The 16,368-nt window shown below is 71.2% G+C and carries 10 protein-coding genes; all 10 read left to right on the top strand.

Annotation, left to right across the window (positions count from 1 at the left end):
- Positions 1-4: 4 nt before the first annotated feature.
- The 10 genes from ABZ345_RS08650 (at position 5) to ABZ345_RS08605 (ending at position 16,354) form a co-directional block, all read left to right on the top strand.
- A complete protein-coding gene (locus ABZ345_RS08650; protein WP_359844402.1) occupies positions 5-2,299 on the top strand; it encodes a protein kinase in 2,295 nt (764 codons plus the stop codon).
- A 35-nt stretch (positions 2,300-2,334) separates the two neighbouring features.
- Positions 2,335-3,654, top strand: coding sequence for a hypothetical protein (locus ABZ345_RS08645; RefSeq protein WP_359844400.1), 1,320 nt, complete (start codon positions 2,335-2,337; stop codon positions 3,652-3,654).
- Position 3,655: 1 nt separating this feature from the next.
- On the top strand, positions 3,656-5,578 hold the full coding sequence (locus ABZ345_RS08640; protein WP_359844398.1) for an AAA family ATPase: 1,923 nt from the start codon (positions 3,656-3,658) through the stop codon (positions 5,576-5,578).
- Complete coding sequence (locus ABZ345_RS08635) at positions 5,575-6,168, top strand: FHA domain-containing protein (RefSeq protein WP_359844396.1); 594 nt, start codon at positions 5,575-5,577, stop codon at positions 6,166-6,168. Before ABZ345_RS08640 ends, ABZ345_RS08635 begins: the two co-directional genes overlap by 4 nt.
- Positions 6,169-6,195: 27 nt before the next feature.
- The gene (locus ABZ345_RS08630; RefSeq protein ID WP_359844394.1) at positions 6,196-7,356 is read left to right on the top strand and encodes a hypothetical protein; all 1,161 of its coding nucleotides are present in this window, start codon (positions 6,196-6,198) and stop codon (positions 7,354-7,356) included.
- 88 nt (positions 7,357-7,444) lie between these two features.
- Positions 7,445-8,077, top strand: coding sequence for a 4Fe-4S single cluster domain-containing protein (locus ABZ345_RS08625; protein ID WP_359844392.1), 633 nt, complete (start codon positions 7,445-7,447; stop codon positions 8,075-8,077).
- A 281-nt stretch (positions 8,078-8,358) separates the two neighbouring features.
- Entirely contained in the window at positions 8,359-9,315 is a 957-nt protein-coding gene (locus tag ABZ345_RS08620) for a hypothetical protein (protein WP_359844390.1), read from the top strand.
- A 37-nt stretch (positions 9,316-9,352) separates the two neighbouring features.
- Positions 9,353-12,031, top strand: a complete 2,679-nt coding sequence (locus ABZ345_RS08615; RefSeq protein ID WP_359844389.1) for a CHAT domain-containing protein — start codon at positions 9,353-9,355, stop codon at positions 12,029-12,031.
- A gap of 29 nt (positions 12,032-12,060) precedes the next feature.
- Positions 12,061-13,503: a hypothetical protein gene (locus tag ABZ345_RS08610; protein WP_359844387.1), complete on the top strand. Its 1,443-nt coding sequence runs from the start codon at positions 12,061-12,063 to the stop codon at positions 13,501-13,503.
- Between the two features lies 1 nt (position 13,504).
- A complete protein-coding gene (locus tag ABZ345_RS08605) occupies positions 13,505-16,354 on the top strand; it encodes an AAA family ATPase (RefSeq protein WP_359844385.1) in 2,850 nt (949 codons plus the stop codon).
- Positions 16,355-16,368 lie beyond the last annotated feature (14 nt).

Here is a 16,368-nt window from a genome sequence, read left to right as displayed (position 1 = left end):
GCCGATGACAGCACCGCAGGCCGTGGACACCTCCCGGAACGTCACGGTGGTCGACCCCGGACGCGGCCGGGCGGGCGGGGCGGCGGGTGAGCTCGCGGACGCGGAGACCGCGCTCGACCCCGGCAGACGACGGCCGCGCGACGAGCCGGTCACCGTGCTGGATCCCGGCCGGACGCGCCTCACGTCCGGCCTCGGCCGGCCCCTGCCGCCGGGCCTGGAGGCGCGGTTCGAGGTCCTGGAGGACCTGACGGGAGAAGAGGCTCAGCAGGGGCACGTCTACCTCGTCCGCGACCGCGACTCCGGTGACCAGCGCGTGCTCAAGGTCCACCACGGCGGTCCCGGGCTCGACGGGCACACGGCACAGTTCCTTCAGCAACGCACTTCGCGGCACGTCGTCGCCCTGTACGAGACGGGGATCGAGGACGGCCGGCCGTACGAGGTGATGGAGCACCTGCTGGGCGGCACGGTGGCGCGCTGGCGGGAGCAGCGGGAGTCCGGTGTGGACGGACCGGTGCTGACCGAGCTCGTGCGCCAGGTCGCCGAGGGACTGACCGCATTGCACGGCGCGCAGGTCGTGCACCGCGACATCAAGCCGTCGAACCTGCTGATCCGCGCGCTGGAACCGCTGGACGTGGTGATCGGTGACCTCGGCGTGAGCTGCCACGTCCCGACCGGACTGATGCACGTCGAGGAGACCGAAACGCTTGTCGGCACGATGCGGTACATGGCGCCGGAGTATCTCGGCGGCCGCACTGTCACGCCGGCGATCGACTGGTGGGCGCTGGGCGTCACGGTTCTGGAACTGGTGACCGGCGAACCGTTGTACAAAGGGATGAGCGCGCAGAACATGCGGTCCTACATCCCACGCAGGCCGGTGACGGTCACGGGTGTCGAGGACGGCCGGATCGCGTTGCTGTGCCAGGGTTTGCTCACCTACGACGACGACTCCCGGTGGGGTGCGCGGGAGGTGGCCGCCTGGCTGGGCGGCGAGTCGCCACAGGTCGCGGCGAACCCTGCGCCGACTGCGAGCGCGCAAGCCGTGCGGAACCCGTACGTGTTCCTCAGCGAGGAGTACTACGAGCGGGACCTGCTCGCGGCCGTGATGACCCGGCAGTGGAACGTCTCGCGGGAACTGTTGTACGGGAAGGGTTCCGGGACCCGGCGCGGGGAGCTGACCGCCTGGCTGGAGCAGTTCCCCGGTTCCTCCGCGCAGCAGACCAGGGCGGGCAGGCGCGAGACGGACGACGCCCGGTTGCTGCATCTGTTGCGGCACATCGATCCCACGCATCCGCCGGTCTACCGCGAACGCAACATCACCCACAGCCGGCTGCCCGAGCTCGCCGCGCAGGCGATGGAGGACGACGGGCCCGAGCGCGAGATCGTGAGCGAGCTGTGGGCCGGGGACCTGCTGCTGTTGCTCGCCACGGGATCAGGCAGCGACGGCCTCGGCGGCGGTGACGGACTCCCCGGCGTCCAGACGCGGTGGCACGCCGAGTTCGAGCGGTTGACCGTGCTCGCCCGCGCGGTGCCGGACCTCGGTGCGCGCCACGAGATTCACCTGATCCTGCGCGAACGCCGCGAGTACGCTCTGGCGCTCGCGTTGCTGGCGGCGACGGCGAACGAGCCGACGCGCCGCAGGATCGCCGCGGAGCTCGGCTCCGGGCAGGCACTGCGGCTGCCCTGGTACGCCGATCTCGCGAACCGGCCCGAGCACGAGTGGCTCGCTCTCGCGCTCATCCCGTACGCGACCCGTGAGGTGCACCGGATCGAGTCCGAACAAGCGGCTCGGCGTGCGCGTGAGGAGTGGCTGCGGCGGACGGCGTGGCACCGCGAGTCGTCGCGGCGGCTGAACCGGCCGATGGCGCTGGGGTACGCGGCCGCGGGGGCGGCGGTGGTCGCGGTCGGGTTGTTCGCGCTGGTGGCCGTGGCCGATGTCGCCTGGATGGCGACCGACGCGCAGATCGTGGACACGTGGCTCGCGACGGTGGTGGCGCTGGCCGTGACGCTGACGGCCGAGTCGCTGCTCGCGTGGGACGCGAGCGACCGGTTCCACCCCGCGTACTCGTTGCTGGGGGCGGGCCGGATCGTGCTCGGCCGGGTGGCACGGCAGCTGATCATCAGGGGGATCGCGGTGCCGGTGGTGCTGGTGGCGCTGGCGATTCTGGCCGCGCTGACGGTGTTCCAGCCGGTGTTCACACCGTTCGTGCTCGCGGCTCTGGTCGTGGTGTGGACGGTTCAGCGGTACCTGGCGTGGCGGGCGCAGGAGCAGCGGGAAAGGGACATCGTCAACCAGGGGTGACGTCGTCCGTCAGGTATGCGGCAGGGAGGTTGGACATGAGTGCAGGTGGGTTGGTGCTGGCGCCGGCGGTGGTTCCCGCGGTGGCCGCGGGGGCGATCGTGATCGGCGCGGCCGTGGTCGTCGGCGGCGCGATCCTGGTGGCACGGGCGGCGAGCGCGGCCATCGAGGGCTCGGTGCGGATCATCGGCGAGCAGGGCGAGCTGGTGGAGGCCAGGGTCGCGGCGATCGAGGCCAGCGCCGAGGCGGCGTTGCGCTGGGAGGTCGCCGCGGCCGACGTCGTCTCCGTCAACGCCCGCATCCGGTTGCTGCGCGAACGCGTCGCGGAGGCCGGGGTGCCCGTCGCGGTGCCGCCGCCGGTCAAGCTGTCGTCGAGCTGCGAGCCCGCCGAGCTGTCCCGCATGGCGCGTGTCGCCCAGATCGCGCTGGCGAAGGCGCAGGCCGAGCTCGACGGCAAGCTGCCACCGCTGCGGCTCGGGCTGGTGAGCGCGCGGGAGATCGACGACCGGACCTCGAAGGCGCTCGCGGGGTACGAACAGGCGCTGCGCCGCCGTTACGAGGTCGCCGTCACCGCACCGGTGTCGCCGCCCGACGTCTCGCAGCAGGACGTGGACTCGGTGCTCGCGCTGCTCGACCCGGACGCGACGACGGCCGAGCGGAACTCGGTGCTGGAGGCGGCCGAAATGGCCGAGCTGCAGCCGCACAACGCCGACATGTACGTCTCCGAGATGCGAACCCGCATCAACGTGATCAACCCGAAGGTGGCCAGGCGCAGGGTCGCGGCGAGCTGGCTCGAGTCCCTGGAGGACGGTCCGCTCCCCCACCCTCCGGCCGACATGGCCGAGACCGTGGACCGCCTGCGGCAGGTGGTGGCCGGTTCCGCCGACCTCGGCCCCGAGGACCGCACCCGCGGGCTGCGGATGCTCGCGTGGGTCGAGGAGACGCGGCGCCAGCAGCTCGTGCGCGAACTGGTGAGCCACTGCCTCGAGGAGGACGGGTACCACGTCGACGAGACGTTCGACGTGCAGAACACCGTCGGCCTGCGGCTGTCCAAAGAGGACTGGAACGGTCAGCACTCCGCCGACGTGTGGGTCGACCGCAACGGGCTCATGCACGCCAGGGTCGTCCGGGCCAGCGGTGCGCGCAGTGCCGACGCGCGGCTGACCGACGAGACCCGGTGCGCGGAGTTCGCCACCGCGCTCGAGCAGGCGGGCGAGAAGCTCGTCATCGAGGGCAGCCGGGTGAAGGTCGTGATGGACCGCAACGCGCCGGTGCAGGCGAAGTCCGAGAGCCGCCAGGACAGCACGCGGGTCCACGCCCCGAACGCTCAGGCCAGAGAAATGCCGAAGGGGAACTGACATGACGCAGCCCACCGCGCCCTCGTTCGCCTCGGAGGTCGCCGGGACGTTGGCCGTGCACTCGCAGTACGTGCTGCACGGCAACCTCCGCGACGAGTTCCTGGTGGCCGGCGAGTCGGGCGCGCCGGAGATCATGTCGTTGCACCGCGTGTTGTGGAACGCCTTGCGCCCCAGCGGGTTCGAGGCGCTCATCACCTACGACCCGGTCGACGGCATCGGGGTGTACCCGCCGAACGACCCGGCGGCGCTGATGGCCGCGGAACGGGTGCTGGGCGGCCACGTCGTCGGCCGCCGCCCGACTCTCGAACGACTGCGCACCCACCTCGCGAAGGTCGTCGGTGTCCCGGAGCAGCCTCCGGCCGAGACCGGGGGCAAGAACTCCCAGCCCGCACCGGCCGCCCAGCCACCGGCCGCACGGGTGGCCGTCGTCGTCGACTACGCGGCCCGCATGGTGCGCGTGCCCGGTCAGCTCGACGTCGAGGAGCGGGACTTCTTCCTGTACTGCCAGAAGCTCGCCTGCACCGCCAACGCCCACTCGTTCCCCGGCCCTCGCACGGTCGCCCTGCACAACCCGGTGCTGTGGCTCGTCGACGGTGAACGCGACCTGCCGGCGTGGTTCACCGCGTCGGTGGAGCAGATCAGGACGGTCGCGGTCGGCATGCCCGCGCTGGCGGACCGGCTCGCCATGGCGCGGCTGCTCGTGCCCCTGCTGCCCGAGGCCCGGACCGAGGAGCGCACGCTCGTCGACCCGGCCGAGGTGTTCGCGAACCGCACCGACGGCATGACGTTGCAGTCGATGCGGCGGATCACCCTGCTGGCGCGGGACCGCTGTCTCGGTGCGGACCGCATCTCCGACGCGGTCCGGATCTACCAGCTCGGCGTCGACGACAACCCCTGGCGGCGCAGCAGTGTGCGCGACCAGATCATCAAGGGCGAGGCGGTGATCGCCGAACGGGTCAAGGGCCAGGACCGGGCGATCACGAAGACGCTGGACATCCTCAAACGCGCGGCGCTCGGGTTGTCCGGGGCGCAGGCGAACACGTCGGACTCGCGGCCGCGCGGCGTGCTGTTCTTCGCGGGCCCCACCGGTGTCGGCAAGACCGAGCTCGCGAAACAGGTGGCGGAGCTGCTCTTCGGTGACGCGCAGGCATATCTGCGGTTCGACATGAGCGAGTTCTCCGCCCAGCACGCCGCGGACCGGTTGACCGGCGCGCCTCCCGGCTACGTCGGGTTCGAGGCGGGCGGCGAGCTGACGGGGGCGGTGCGGCGCAAGCCGTTCCAGGTGGTGCTGTTCGACGAGATCGAGAAGGCGCACCCGCTGGTGATGGACAAGTTCCTGCAGATCCTGGAGGACGGCAGGCTCACCGACGGGCAGGGCACGACGACGTACTTCTCGGAGTGCGTGCTGATCTTCACGTCCAACCTCGGCATCATGGTCGAGAACCCGGAGACCCGGCGCCGAGACCGGATCGTGGATCCCGGCATGCCGTACCCGGAGCTGGAGAAGAAGGTCAAGGACGCGATCCGCGAGCACTTCACCACCGTGCTGAGCCGTCCCGAGCTGCTCAACCGGTTCGGGGACAACATCGTCGTGTTCGACTTCATCAGCCCCGGCACCGCGAACGGCATCTTCGCGAACCAGCTGCGCAACGTCGTGCGCAAGGTGCACACCGAGCTGGGCGTCGAGCTGGAGATCACCGACCAGGGCGCGCGGGTGCTGGAGGCGGCGTGCACGGCCGACCCGGACAACGGCGGCCGCGGCATCGGCAACGCGCTCGAGAGCAACCTCATCAACCCGTTGGCGCGGCAGCTGTTCGAGAACGACGCCCAGCCAGGAGACCGCGTCAGGGTCACCGGGCTGCAGACCGGAGACGACAGCCATCCGCCCCAGCTGTGGACGTCGTTCGAGAAGGGCACGTCATGACCCGCCAATGCCCGCAGGACCCCACCGAGGTCTTCAGCGACGACGAGTCGATCTGCAAGAACCACTTCCGCCCGCTCGTCACGGCCGAGGAGACGACACCCGAGCCGATCACCACCGCTGGACCGGCTCCGGGCACAACAGCCACGGCGAGTCCCGCTCCTGGTGGCACCAGACCGGAGCGGGTGACGTGGTCCCTCGCGGTGTGCTGGCGGTGTGGCACGGAGTCGCCGAACTCGACCAACGTCGAGTGCCTCAAAGCGGAGTGCCGCCGCTCGCTCACCCCGCCCGCGATGCACATCCGCTTCCCGCAGGGCGAGGTGGAGGTGCAGCCGGGCGAGAACGTGAGCCTCGGCAGGCAGGGCCCGCACGGGCAGGTGTTCCGCGACTACCCGAACGTCTCCCGCCGGCACGCCACGGTCGGCGTCGACCACGACGGGAGGGCGTGGATCGTGCCGTTCGCGGTGTCGAACGGGACCTTCCTCAACGATCAGGAGCTCCCCGACTCGCTCAACCGGACCCTGGCCAGCGGCGACCGGATCCGCTTCGCCGCGAGCGCCGCCGTCGGCGCGATCACGCTCTACGAACGCTGATCCCCTGACCGGACAAGGACTTTCGTCTTGACCACTCTCACTGGACCGCCCGGCTGGTTCCGGCGGCGCCCGGCACCGGACGCCACGCCGTTGCCCGCGCCCGTCGTCGACCCCCGCACGCCCGCGTCGGTGCTGATCGCCCAGGCGCAGGCCCAGGGCGTGGCGGACGCGCGGGAGCACGTGCGGGACAGCTGGTCGTTCGGTGACGCGGCGCAGGACCGCTCCGCCGAGTTCGACCCGACCTACGTGCTCAGCCTGCGGCATCTGCGGGAGGCGGCGGTGCAGTCGGCGCTGGAACGCCACACCATCGCGAGCGCCCGCGTGCGGTACCTGAGCGAGCGCAGTGAGGAAGCGGGCCGATTCATGCGCTCGGCGCGGTCCATGATGGACAGGATCGCGAGGACCACGGCCCGTGCGCGGGAACCAATGCCCGACCAGCCTCTCGCCGAGCCGCGCGGCATCGACGAGATCCCCGACGACGACCCGGTGTGGGAGGGCGAGACCGTCGCGCTGCGGCTGGTGTGGCGGTTGCTGATCATGCTGCTGCTCGTGGCGGCGCAGACCCCGTTGCACCACCTGGTGTTCGAGCACTTCCTGATCGACCAGGTCGCCCCGGCGGCGATCTGGACGCTGTCGGCGGCGATGGCGGTGTTCCTGGTGGCCGCGCCGCACCTGGCCGCGCTGCTGGTCCGGGCGCGGGAGGCGACCGGCACCGAACGACGGCTGCCGCTGGTCGTGATCATCACCGCGCTGTTCTGGATCGCGGTGGTGACGCTGCTCGCGATCCTGTGCGGGGCGGTGCTGAGCCTGCACCGGGAACGCCTGGAACCGTTGCACATCACGCCGTTGACCGTGGTGCTGATGTTCGCGGGCGGGCTGGTGATCGCGGGCGCGATGGCGTACATGCTCGGGCTGTCGCGGCGGCATCCGTTCCAGGAGGCCTACGCGCTGAACCGGGGCCGGCGCGAGGTGTTCGAGGCGCAGCGCCAGGAGCTGATCGACCGGATCTGCCCCGAGCACGCGGGCGACGAGGACCAGGGCACCCGGCCGCTGGTGGAGGCCGTGCGGGCGGCGTACGCGGCGGCCGAGGAGGCCTACTTCACCGCGCTCACCCAGACCGTCGGCGACCCGAGCTTCACCGAGGCCGTGCAGCACCGGCGGGGTCTGCGGCGCGAGGTCGTGCCGTGAGCACGCTGAGGATCACCCACACCGTCGGCGTCCCCAGCTTCACCGAAGCCGTAGAGCACCGACGCGGCCTGCGACGCGAGGTCTTCCCATGAGCACGCTGCGGATCAGCCGCACGCACTTCCCGGTGACCGCGCTGGGACCCGGTACCCGGCTCGGCGTGTGGGCGCAGGGATGTCCGCTGGCGTGCCGGGGATGCATGTCGCAGGACACCTGGAACCCGTCGGGCGGCACCGAGGTCGAGGTCGCGGACCTGGTGGCGTTGTGGACCGAACTGGACGCCGACGGGCTGACGGTGAGCGGCGGCGAGCCGTTGCAACAGCCCGAAGCGTTGCGGGAGTTCCTCCTCGCGGTGCGGGAGACGAGTCCGGGCAAGGACGTTCTGCTCTACACCGGGTACGAGGAGTCCGAGCTGGACGAGACGCAGCTGGCCGCGGCCGCGCTCGCCGACGTGCTGGTCACCGGTCGCTACGACGTCACGAGCCCGACATCGTTGATCTGGCGCGGGTCGGCGAACCAGCGGATGGTGCTGCGGACCGACCTGGGGCGGCGGCGCTACGAGCAGTTCGTCGACCACGAGCCGGAGCACCCGCCGATGCAGACGCGGTCCGACGCCGACGGCGTGTGGCTGATCGGGGTGCCCCGGCGGGGTGCGCTGACCGCTCTGGAACGCCGGCTGCGGGCACTGGGGCTGCGGCCCGAGGACGTCAGCTGGCGTCCCTGACGCATTCCCGCGTTTGTCGCTTTCCAATTCCGTGCCAAAAACCTGACATAGGTTGAGAAGATCGTCGGCGACCGGTTTAGTTGGGTCCGAAAGGCGGTTGAGATCACCGGCCAGAAGCCTCTCTCGACTAGTGGTTGTTGACGATATCAAGCCTGGTTGATGGCTTGTCTGGCACCGAGATCCATAGCGTCGCGAGTACCGGATCGAATCCGGCTCGCGGCGTCGGAGGTTCATTCACTCCCCGACGCCGAAATGCCCAATGGTGCAGGGAGTGGAATCTCATGACCAGAAGTGGAATCAGTCCTGCTTTCGTGCGGGACCTCGCGGCCACCGGTGAGCTGGCCGTGGTCGCCGCCGAGGCGTCGGGCGACGAGCTGCGGGCGTTGCGGGCGGGATTGTACGAGATCGTGCAGCCCGTCGTCTTCCAGTGCCTGACGCGGAAGTTCGAGCTGGCGCGTGGCCACCGCGGGTGCGCGGGGTCGGTGTTCCGCCTCGACGACGCCTGCCTCGACCGCTTCCACGACGACATGGACGCCGTGTTGGAGGACGTGTTCCGCAACGCCACCATGCCCGTGCACAACCTGGAGGGCTGGGTGCGCCGGCGGCTGACGATCGCCACGGTGAACGGCTACCGGCGCCGGCGTGGTGAGCGGGGTGCGTTGCAGCGGCCCAGGATTCCGCGCTGGCTCGCGACCCGGCTCGGTGAGGTCCCGCGGCTGACCGCGCTCGCGACCGACCTGCTGGAGTTCGTGGGCAGCGACGGCGTCGCGAGCACCTCGGTGTGGCCGGTGGACAGCTGGGCCGAACGCCGCGCGCTGCTGACCGGTGACTTCGAGTCCGCGCGCCGGGAGGTGGTGCGCGACATCGAGATCGTGCTCGCCGCGATGCGCGCCCGCCCCAACTGGTACGAGGCGTACGTCGAGCGTCCCCTGGGCCACAAACCGCACCCGGCCGTGCCGATCCAGCGGACCTCCTCCGACGCGGACGACCTCCCACAGCCCACCGCCTCCGACGAGGTGCTGCTGTTCGAACTGGCCAGCATCGCCGTGCGCACCCTCGGCAGCCGCATCGCCGAGGGCGAGAACCCGCGCACCGCCGCCGTCGACGTCGTGCTGCAGGTGTTCACGAACGGCACCAGCACCGCCGGGCTCGACCTGCCCGCTTTCGACGAGCTCGTGGCCGCGGGTCTCGCCGACGACGCGACCGTGGACCGGGTCGTGGCCACCGTCCGTCAGTAGTGGACAGGACCTGTCGCACCACCGGGGAGAGCGCCGGATGACCGAGTTGGACGAGATCCTTTCGCGCGGCGAAACCGCCATCGCGGGCGCGCGGGCGTTGCGCGAGAAGGACCTGGCCGCGTTCGTCGCCGATCTGGCGCTGCTCCCCGAGGACCACCCGGAACGCAGCCGGCTCGCCGTCACGATGCTCATCGCGCTGACCAACGGCGGCGGGCCCGCGCCGACCGACGTCATGGCCCACTTCGACCAGTTGCTGGGGATGGTCGGCCACGTCCCGTCGTCGCTGGTGATCTGGCCACAGGTGCGCGCCTCGGTGCGGGCGCAGTCGCTGATGCACGCCGCGGCCTCCAACGAGCTCCGCGACCCCGTGGCGGCGGAACGGGAGCTCACCGACCTCCTCGAGGTGGGCCGCGACTTCCCCACCGTGACGTCGATGATCACCTTCGCCCAGGACACGATCACCGCGACCGAGGACGGACCCGCGGGCATGTCCCGCATCGCGGACGCCCTCCGCACGAAGGTGAACGCTCTGCCCGAGAACCACCCGGCCACCTCTCAGCTCCGGGAGTTCGGCGACCTCCTGAAGGACATGACCGTCGCGTCGAGGGACTTCGACCCCGTCGAGATGCGAGGGCTGCTGCAGAGGCTCCAGGAGACGACCGACGCGTTGCCGTTCGACACGGGCACCCTGGAGAGCTTCACGAAGGCCACGGACGAGTTCGCCTCGCTGCTCGACCTGGTCGACCCGGCATCGACCTCTGCCGCTCGCGACGCCGCGCTGGACACGGCGCGCGCCACGCCGGGCGACGGTTCGGCCAACGACCGGGCCAGGATGCACCTGATGGCCGCCACGGGGTGCTTCGCCGGCGGTGAGGAGACCGACCTCGCCCGCGTCGACGAGGGCATCGGCCACTTCCGGGAGGCGGTCGCGCTCAGCCAGGACGGCGAGCTGCACGTGCTCGCCGTCAACGGTCTCGCGATAGCCCTGTTCCGGCGCTCGGAGCTGGCGGGCTCGACCGAGGGTCTGGAGGAGGTGAGAGAGCTCCTCGCCCACAGCCTGCCCCTGATGGACGGGCCGCGCCATCCGCAGTGGGCGCTGGCGAACGAGGTCGCGGCGTCGGTCGGGCACCGCCTCGGTGACATGGGCGCCTCGGTGACCTTCGGCCTGTCGGCGCAACGCAGCTACGTGTGGCGGGCACTGCTCGATTCCGACCCGGCCGAGACGCGGCACTCCATCAAGGACGCCGCCATGAGCGCCGTCGAGACGGCACGCCGGTGCATGTCGACCAACAATCTCACCGACGCCGTGCGCGCGCTGGACACCGGCCGCGGGCTCCTGCTGTTCGCGGAGACCGAGCTGCGCGCCATGCCCGCGCGGCTGAAAGCCGTGGGACGTCCCGATCTCGCGGAACGCTGGCAACGCGAGGGCCGTGACTCGGCGGGGTTGCGCCGCGAGGTGCTGACCGCGGTGCTGGGCAACCCGGAGTCGATGGCGGGCCTGCTGGACCCGCCGTCGCACGGCGAGATGCGCACCGCGCTCGCGTCGGCCGGTGCGGACGCGCTCGTCTACCTCGTCCCAGGTGACCACATGAGGCCGGGTGCCTTGGTGGTCCTGCCGAAGCAGGGTCCGGCGGCGATGATGGCGTTGCCGGAACTCCAGGTGGGCAAGGGTTCCGAGGTCGAGCGGTACCTGGTCGCCCTGGCCGACCGGTCACGCGAGATCGAGCCTCCGCCCGGCACCGGTCTGCGGGAGAGCGTCGAGACGCTGTGCGAGTGGGCGTGGAACGCCGCGATCGGGCCGTTGCTGGAGACCTACTTCGCCCGCACGATCCCCGGCACCGAGCCGAGAATCGTCCTGGTCCCGATGGGCGACCTCGCCCGCATCCCGTGGCAGGCGGCGCGCCGGGCCGACGGAACGCACGCCGTCGAGCTGGCCGCGTTCTCCCAGGCCGTGTCGGCGCGGCTGTTCTGCGAGAACGCCAAGAAGTCCCGCATCAAGGCGACGTCGACCGCTCTCGTCGTCGGCGACCCGAACACGGAGAGCCCGGCCGTCCCGCTCACAGCGGCGCGCGAAGAGGCTTACGCGGTGCGCAACGCGTTCTACCGGGCTGGCCGCTACGTGGGACGCCGGCCCGACAACTCGACGAGCCCGTCGGGCAGAGGAACGTTCACCGAGGTCCGCGAGTGGCTGGCGGACACCGCGCCCCAGGCGGGCACCACACTGCACCTCGCGTGCCACGGCCGTTTCCGCGGCGGGGAGTCCAGCGGTACGGCGGAGCTGCTGCTCGCACCCGACGACCCTGCCGGTCCCGGACCGGGCGAACTGGACGCAGCCGAGATCATGCGGGTCCTCGCGGCCGTCCCGGAACGACGCATCGGCCTCGTCGTGATGGCGGCCTGCAACACCGGACGCTCCATCCACGGCTACGACGAGGCCTACAGCCTCGGCACGGCGTTCCTCGCGGCAGGCGCGCGAACGGTGTTGTCGACGCACTGGGCGATTCCCGACGAGGAGACGTCCGCGCTGATGTTCGTCTTCCACCACTACCTGCGCGCGGAAGGCCTCCCGCCGTGGGACGCGCTGCGCAAGGCACAGCTCTGGATGCTCGACCCGAAGCGCGAACGCCCCCCGCTCATGCCCGACACCCTGGCGTCGCGGGAGGCGAACCACCACGACGTCGTCGCGTGGGCGGGCTTCGTCCACGGCGGCCACTGAACTCACACCACGACGAACAGGAGGAACCCATGTCGCCGGTGGACACCCTCATCGACCAGCTGCGCGCGGAGGTCGCCAGAGCGTCCGGCTCCGTCCGCGCCTCCCCGCTGTGCCGCCTCGGCCAGGCGCTGCTGCAACGCTTCAGCGCCAACGGACTGCACGCGCCGGGTGCCCTGCCCGACCTCAACGAGGCCGTTGCCGCGCTCGAGGAAGGTCGCGGGTACCTGGCGGAGAACGACATGATCAGGGCCAGCGCGAGCGTGATGCTCGGGATGGCTTACGGCTATCGCGCCAACTACGTCAACGACGGCAAGGACGAGAGCTCCGCGATCGAATGCCTGGAGGAGGTGCTCGGCAACCAGCACCTGGCGAAGCACAAGACCGACATGGCGCGAATGCTCCTCGGCACGCAGTACATCCGCCGGGCGATGAACCCGTCGGCGCTCACGGCCGTGATGATGATCGGACTGGGCGGCGGACAGTCCAACTCCGCCCTCCTGGCCGACGTCGAGCGCGCTGAAGCGTGCTTCCGGGCCGTGCTGGACGAGCCGTCGACCAACCTCAGCGCCCGCGAGCACTGCCAGCTCATGCTCGACATGGCCGAGGCGTTCCGGGTGATGTTCGGTTCCTCGTCCGGTGTGCTCAACATCGGCAGCATGACCGACTTCATCACCCGGCTGCAGCAGATGCAGGCCAGGGTGGCAGCGACGAGCCAGCCGGGCTTCGGCGCGTTCAACCTCAACGACATGTTCGAGGTCAGCAACGCCAACACGCAGAAGATCTTCCATTCGCCGCAGGCCGTGCGCCCGGTGATGGTGATGACCGCCGACGACGTCCAGGACGACGAATCCGCGGCTCCGGTCGTGGTGGAGGAGGAACCGGCGCCCGGCCGTCCCGCGCTGCGCAAGGCGTTGCGGGAACGGCTGACGCTGGCCGCGCCTGTGTGGGAGTCGGCGGGCGCGTTGCTGCTGCCGGGAGCGTCCACACCCGAGGTGGCCGTGGTCGACGACGCGGTCGCACTCGCCGCGACCGTGCTCGACACCGAGGAGGACTGCGCGCCGGAAGACGAGGCGGTGGACCAGTTCCTGCTGGCGGTGCTGTTGTTCCTGCGCCACCGGCTGGACAGCGGTGGCGACGGGACGGACCTGCACGCGGCGGCGGACGCGTTGCTCACGGCGGCACGGCTGGTGCCACCCGACCACGCGGCCGCAGTGGTGATCGTGCGCTCGCTGGGCGCGTTCCTCGACGCGGACGCCCGTGTGCTGGAGCGGGTCGCCGCCGGGCTCGCGGGCAGGTTCGACGCGGTGCTGGCCTCCGTGACCGACGACGAGGACCGGGCGGATCTCACGGCGTTGCGCGCTGTGTGCCGGGCGGCGTGGGCGGTGGCGGACGCGAGCAAGGCGGTCGCGAACGTGTCGTCGCGCTACCCGTGGCCCGACGCGCTGAGGGCCGCGGCGCGAACGGCGGAATGACGTGGCAGGGCTCGTCGGACGCGACTACGAGATCACCCGGCTGACCGGCCTGCTGGGTGAGGTGGAGAACGGCACGCCCGCGTTCGTCGTGGTCAGCGGGGACGCCGGGGTCGGCAAGTCGCGGCTGGTCGGCGAGTTCTGCGACCGGGCACGGGCGTCCGGGGCCGTCGTGCTGTCGGGCGGGTGCCTGGAGCTCGACGGCGGCGTGATCCCCTACGGCCCGCTCGTCGAGGCGCTGCGGCTGCTCGTGCGGCAGCGCGGCGAGAACGAGGCCCAGCAGCTGGCCGGACCGGCGTGGAACGAACTGGGCGCGCTGATCGCCGACTTCACCGACGCCGAGCCCACCGCGTCCATGATGGGCGCGCAGACCCGCGTTTTCGGTGCTGTGTCGCGGTTGCTGGACCACATCGGGGTGCAGGCTCCGCTCGTGCTCGTGTTCGAGGACGTGCAGTGGGCTGACACCGCGACCCTCGACCTGCTCGCCTACCTCGCACTCACGTCGTCCGACCAGCGCATGATGTTGTTGTGCAGCCACCGTTCCAAGCTGCCCGCGGGCCACCCGTTGCGCACCAAGCTCGCGAAACCCGAGCTCACCCGCAAGGCGCACAAGATCGGCCTGGAACCGTTCACCGCCTGGGAGTCGCGCGTCTTCGTCGCCGCGCTCAGCGACGGCCAGGTGAGCCCGGAGCAGGCCGACCACTTCTTCGAGCTGGCAGAGGGAAACCCGTACTTCACCGAGCAGCTGCTGGCCGCCGGAGGAGACTCGCAGGTGCCGGAGTCGTTGTCGGACCTCATGCTCGCGCGGCTGATGCGGCTCGGCGACAACGCGATGAGCGTCGTGCGGGTGGCCGCCGTCGCGGGCCGCCGGGTCAGCGACGAGCTGCTCGCCAGGATCGCCGGGCTGGAGGACGCCGTGATCGACGCGGCGCTCACCGAGTGCCTGGACAACGGCATCCTGGTCGAAGAACGAGTCGACGACTCCTACCGCTTCCAGCACGCCCTGCTACGCGAAACCGCTTACAACACAGTGCGTTCCCGTGAACGCAAGAGGTTGCATGCCGCGCTGGCCGAGGCACTCACCGAAGAGGTCGCCTACAACCCGTACGTGCTCTCCGAGCTCGCCTACCACTGGTCGGCCGCGGACCGCACACCCGAGGCGCTGCGGGCCGCCGTCGTCGCGGGCGACCTGGCGATGCGCGTGCGGGCGTTCCAGGACGCGGAAGCCCAGTACGCGCGGGCGCTGGACCTGTGGTCACGGCAACCCGACGCCGAAACGGTCGCCAGGGTCGGCAAGGTCCGGATCCTCACCGCCGCGGCCGATGCCGCGCGCTGGGCAGGACACCTCGGCCCCGCGGTGGCGTGGATGGAAGAGGCCGTCGCGCACTCACCCCTCGACGGCGTCCTGCACGAACGGCTCGGCAACTACCGGTGGGAAGCCGGGTTCGACGCGCAAAGCGTTGCGGCGTACCAGGAAGCGCACCGGTTGCTGAGCACCGGCCCGGCCAGCGCGTCCGGGTCCCGCGCGCGGTCGGCCCTCGCGACCGCGCAGGTCAAGATCGGCAACTACACCGAGGCGCTCGCGATGGCCCGCCGGGCCGAGCAGGAGGCGCACGAAGCAGGCGCCGCCGCCGAGGTCGGCCGCGCCCGCAACAGCTCGGGACTCGCGCGGGTCCTGCTCGGCGAGCACGACGAAGGCGTCACCGAACTGCGCCAGGCCAAGCAGATCGCCGAGGAGACCGACCACCTCGAGGACATGCTGCGAGCCAGCGCGAACCTCGGCGTGTGCCTGGAACGCGCCGGGCACGTCGCCGAGGCCGTCGAGATCTTCCGCGCCGCCCTGGACCGCAGCCGCGAACTCGGCGTGCTCGGCTCGCGGCACGCCGGCCTGCTCGCGAACAACGCCTGCGCCACCCTCTTCCTCACCGGCGGCTGGGACGAGGCGGACCAGCTGATCAGGGAGGTCCTGCGGTACCACCCGGCGCGCGAGACCACGTTCCAGCGGCTGACCAAGGCCGAGATGGACATCGCGACCGGCCGGTTCGCCGAGGCCGGGCATCTGCTCGAAAGCGTCCGCAACCACCCGAGCGCGCAACCGAAGTTCCTCAGCCCGCTGTACCGGTGTCTTGCCGAACTCGCTGCCCGCCAGGGCAACACCGCCGCCGCGCTGGAGACCGTGCGGCACGGCATCGAGGCCATCGCCGGACGCGAGGACGACCTCCTCGTCCTGCAGCTGTGCGCGTCCGGCCTCGGCATCGCGGCCGACGGGAGCGATGTCCCCGACCTGCCGCTGATCGTCGAGGACCTGCTGGCACGAGCCGCCTCCGCCGGCGCCGAGGACGACGAGTCCTCCGTCCTCGCGGCCTGGTGCGCGGCCGAAGGCGACCGGTACAAGGGCGTCGACACCCCGGCCACCTGGCACGCCGTCGCCGAGGGATGGCGCGCGCTGGCCCGCCCGTACCCGATGGCCCAGGCCCTCGCCCGGCTCGCGGCCGCCGCCGTGCGGGCAGGCGAGAAAGAGCTTGCCGCACAAGCCTCAGAGGAAGCCGCCGACGTCGCCGAACAGCTCGGCGCGGCACCGCTGGCCACCGAGATCGTCAAGCTGCGCCGCACCCACCGGCTGCAGCCGCGCACCGCCCCGTCCGAGCGCCACGCGTTCCGCCTCACCGAACGCGAGCTCGACGTCCTGCGGTGGCTCTGCGAAGGGCTCACCAACAACGAGATCGCCAACCGGCTCTACATCACCAAGAACACCGTTGGCACACATCTGCACAACGCGTACCGGAAGCTCAGCGTCGACAACAAGTACCAGGCGATCGCCAAGGTGCGCGCCATCGGCCTGTTCGACGACTGAGACCCCGGCACGCC

Origin of the sequence: Lentzea sp. NPDC005914 (assembly GCF_040629405.1) — a bacterium.
Taxonomy (GTDB): domain Bacteria; phylum Actinomycetota; class Actinomycetes; order Mycobacteriales; family Pseudonocardiaceae; genus Lentzea.
Note: the sequence above shows the minus strand (reverse complement) of the source record. Positions and strands in the feature narration are given on the sequence as shown.